5 protein-coding genes are annotated in these 4,015 nt (G+C 31.3%); all 5 read right to left on the reverse strand.

Going from position 1 to position 4,015, the window contains the following annotated elements; translation table 11 throughout:
- Nucleotides 1-647: 647 nt before the first annotated feature.
- The 5 genes from ACFQ1R_RS12950 to ACFQ1R_RS12970 all read right to left on the reverse strand — a co-directional run bounded on the left by ACFQ1R_RS12950 (nt 648) and on the right by ACFQ1R_RS12970 (nt 3,858).
- Nucleotides 648-950: a hypothetical protein gene (locus ACFQ1R_RS12950; protein ID WP_379926677.1), complete on the reverse strand. Its 303-nt coding sequence runs from the start codon at nt 948-950 to the stop codon at nt 648-650.
- Nucleotides 947-1,429 carry a WapI family immunity protein gene (locus ACFQ1R_RS12955; protein WP_379926678.1) on the reverse strand — a complete coding sequence of 161 codons (483 nt, stop codon included), beginning with the start codon at nt 1,427-1,429 and terminating at the stop codon, nt 947-949. Before ACFQ1R_RS12955 ends, ACFQ1R_RS12950 begins: the two co-directional genes overlap by 4 nt.
- 167 nt (nt 1,430-1,596) lie before the next feature.
- Entirely contained in the window at nt 1,597-2,139 is a 543-nt protein-coding gene (locus ACFQ1R_RS12960) for a TPM domain-containing protein (RefSeq protein ID WP_379926679.1), read from the reverse strand.
- A gap of 155 nt (nt 2,140-2,294) precedes the next feature.
- A complete protein-coding gene (locus ACFQ1R_RS12965; protein WP_379926680.1) occupies nt 2,295-2,846 on the reverse strand; it encodes a hypothetical protein in 552 nt (183 codons plus the stop codon).
- Nucleotides 2,847-3,003: 157 nt separating this feature from the next.
- Nucleotides 3,004-3,858 carry a TIR domain-containing protein gene (locus ACFQ1R_RS12970; protein WP_379926681.1) on the reverse strand — a complete coding sequence of 285 codons (855 nt, stop codon included), beginning with the start codon at nt 3,856-3,858 and terminating at the stop codon, nt 3,004-3,006.
- Nucleotides 3,859-4,015 lie beyond the last annotated feature (157 nt).

Here is a 4,015-nt window from a genome sequence, read left to right on the forward strand (position 1 = left end):
ATGTTTCTGGTTTATTTTTTTTATTTTCAGTTTTGTAGCAAGAATAACATAATCCTCCATTGAATTTTGTGTATTCGCCACATTCTATACATTCTGCCATAGTTTTTTTTCAGCTTGTTGCCAACGTTTTGTATAATTTTTAGTTGCGTGGATTAGGTACTAAAATAGCAAAAAAACGCAAGCCAAAGGAAAAATCCGCAGGATTTTTCCGATTAAGTAACTACAAGCAATTAAATTTATACCATGTTATGTAGCGGTTTTGAATTTAGACAAAGATTTAAATGTCCTTTTTTTTTAGTTTTTGATATTTTTCTTTCTCCGCAATTTTTGGTTTTCCGTTTCCGTTTTTAGAATTCCGTTCTATAGATTTTTACTAGCTCAAATTTTTAGAAATTCCGTTATTTTTATAATTCCGCAAACTTTGTTTTTTTATACAGTTCAAAAATCTAGTAATATTCCGCTTAATTTCCGCAAAATTTACGTTTGCTTTTTTCTGGGTTTTTACTGCTACATAACGGTTGATGGTATGGTGTCGTGCGGGAATACGAGTCGATTTTCCTATCAGGATACACTACCCTTTTTTACGAGCCACAAACTCTCGAAAACCTCTGAAACCCGCATGCACTATACCATGTGTTGGGCACTGGCTATTTTTTAATAAATTCAATCATCTCGTTACTATTAAAAATCTCTTCAATTATTTCAATCACGGTTTTGTCTCCCCGTTTATCTTTAATCTCCGCTTTTGATTTTTGAAAATCAGTCCATATGATACAATTTACATCATTTTCATTATTGTCTGAGTAGTTGAAATTGCATGAAACAATCTCGTCCAGTGAATCAAGATTTTGTCCCCATGGGCATTCTCCTGCTATTAAGCAAGATTCAAGGCTTTTATAAAATCCTTCTAACGAATCAAACTCTTGTCCATGAATCTCCAAAGTTCTCATTTAATTCCTTTGTTTTTTTGTATTTGTTCTATGTCCTTGATTGGAAACCCAATCAATAAATCATCAATCATTTTAGTCAAGCTATGAATTTCGGTTTGGTCAAAGTTAATCGAGAAATTCAATTCATGTCCATAAATCCCAGGACTATCATTAGCAACACAATCAGCCGAAAAATGACCTAATCCATCACCTTTGATTTTAATTTGTATATAATCCTCAAGACAATTAAAGTTTGCATATCCATCAAGTTTATTATACAATCTCTCAAGTCCATTTTTAAAATCTAAAAAATCAACATTTCGAAGCTGTGCTCTATAGTCACCAATAAATCCACCGACTTTTATTTTAATCCGTGTATTAATCCAATTGCCGTCCCAAAAATCAGTCGAATCTGGATAGGCAAAATTATCTACAAGAATCAGAAGATATTCAGAAGTTTCTTTACCTAAAATGAATTTTATTTTATCTGTATCTGTCATTGTTGCAGTGTCTTTTTAGCTTGTGCCCAACGTTTTTGTACAAAGTTAGTTGCGATGTTTAAGCGTTAAAGTTAGTAAATAAAAAATTACAAAGAAAATCCGCGAGGATTTTCGGAAGTAAGCAAAAAGAAAGCAATTAATTTTGTACAGTGTTGTACACAGTACTTTTATTTCCATTTTTCTATTAATTCAACCACTCCGTTTTTAATTCCAACATAGAAATTTCCATTTTTAAATTCGGGAATTATGGTTTGGTCAATTACTTTTTTACATATTTCGTTTGTCAAAATCAGTTCAGTTTCAGTTCCAGTTGCAATTCCAATTTTTCTACAAGGATTGCACATTACAATTGTCAGTCCATTATTTTTTTCTGCATTTCCAATTTCCCAATAATTGCTTAAATCAGTCGCGAATTTTTGAATATCGGAATAAGGTGAAATACTATCAATTGTCACAACAACTATTTGTCGAGTTGTTTCAATGTTATAGTCATAAATAATATTCGATAATTCTTTCAATTCTGAAGGACTGAAAATACTATCATAATCGTTAATTATTTGACCTTTAAGTTTCGTTTCTCTAAACTTTTCAATAGTTGAGAAGTCAAATTCGGAAATAGTTTTTTTTGTTTCATTTTCTTGCGCAGAACCTTTGCAGGAAAGCAAATTAAAAGTCAGAAATAGTATTAATATTTTAGTTCCAATTTTCATTTCAGGTATTGTGTACAACGTGTTTGTGTATGGTTTGTTGCGTGGTTCAGCAACTAATTTAGTAAACAAAAACGAACGCGAGAAAATTCCGAAGGAATTTTCCAAATAAGCACTTGCCAGAGCAATTAATTATACACGGTGTTGGCAACTGTGTTTTATTTTACTATTTCAGTTCCTTTAGTAACTTCCTTAAAAAAGGATTCTACTTCGGTATTTATACTATCAATTAATTTTTCATTCCTAATTTCAGTTTGATTGATGTCAAATAATTTCTTTTTCAGTTCCGAAAATGATAGATAGTATATAGTTGTATCAATTTTAATATCTTTCTGATTAAATGGCTTATCATATTTGTATTTCACTTGTTTTACAAATTTGAATTTCATTTTTCCATCTTTTTCAGTCCAATAAGTGTAATTCAGTTTTCCGGTTTCTCCATAAAGCCAAAAGTCCATTACCACATAATCAAAGTTTTTGTCGTGATATACTTTTAATTCGCCACCCTCAATCAAATCTTCGTTAAGTTCAAAAGTGTCTGGTGTTCCAAATTCCTCTTTATTTTTCTCAAAATCTTGAAGTAATTCAAAATCTTTGAGTTCAGAAACTGACTTTCCAATTTCGACATTTTCCGCTTTCTTTTCAGATTTTTGTTTTTCTCCGCAAGAGTAAAATCCGATTATTAGAAATATGATTAATATTCTGTTCATGGGTTTCTGGACATTGTTGCCAACGTTTATGTATATGAAATGTTGCGTGTTTGTGTGCGAGGATTTTCCGAAGGAAAATCAGAAGCTAGCAAACGAGCAACTAATTTTGGTTTAGCTAAAACCAGCAATTTTTTATATACTTTGTTGGGCATAGTTTTTATATTACTAAATTCATATCAACTTTATATCCACTATTCCGTAATTCTTTGGCAAGGTCAAGTTTCCAATCATTTGCCATTGAGATATAAACAACTCCAGAAATATCATTGGGCGTTTCAACATTATCCTTTACCAGAGCACAGACATTTTTTCTCCCAATTTTTCCAATCAGAAAGCCATGTTCAAATACCACATTTTGACGAGCTCTTGATTTTAAATTTGTTTCTTCTCCTTTTTTTGAGCCTGAATCACAAGGGGTATATAGTACAATACCAAAACCTACATTAGAATAGCTTTCAATTTTTTCAATTATTGTTTTTCCTGAACTTGCCTGTTCATGTAAAATAATGGGTTCGAATCCTAATTTTTCAATAAACCTTGCGGTTTCTATCTTAGCCAAATCATCATGTCCATGAACAATAAAAACTTTGGACATATCCAAGGTGTTGATTTTAATGTTCTTAGTCATTAAATTATTTGCAGATGATTTTAATAAGTCAGACTTAGCAGATAAGGACTTTAGGTTGTCTAATTTATATTTTAATAAGTTTTTTTTAGACAGGACAGGGTTATCTCTAACCTCTCCTAATTCTCCAATAAAGGAATATCCTGCTTGGGCATAGCTTCCAGCATATTCATTTTTAGGCATGTCAAATTTTTGCTGTAAATATTCACGATTGTAATCATTCCATAACCTATAGTCTTGTTCAAGTTTATCTAAATCGTCTGGCGTATTAATTACTCGTTGAAATAATTCTTCACCAATATCAATTCTTTCAGATAGTTGATTTTTAAAATCTGAATTAGAAATTGTCAATGTTGGTTTAGTTATTTGGTTATTGGTTTTTGCCATTTTAATATCGTGTGTGTTTTTAAATTATGCCCAACGTTGATGTATAAGAATAGTTGCGGGTTTGCGTGCGAGGATTTTCCGAAGGAAAATCAGATGCAAGCAAACACACAACTACCTTTGTTTTAGCACAAAACCGCAATTATTTTTATACGGTGTT

This window comes from Mariniflexile jejuense (assembly GCF_042675665.1).
GTDB classification, from domain to species: domain Bacteria; phylum Bacteroidota; class Bacteroidia; order Flavobacteriales; family Flavobacteriaceae; genus Mariniflexile; species Mariniflexile jejuense.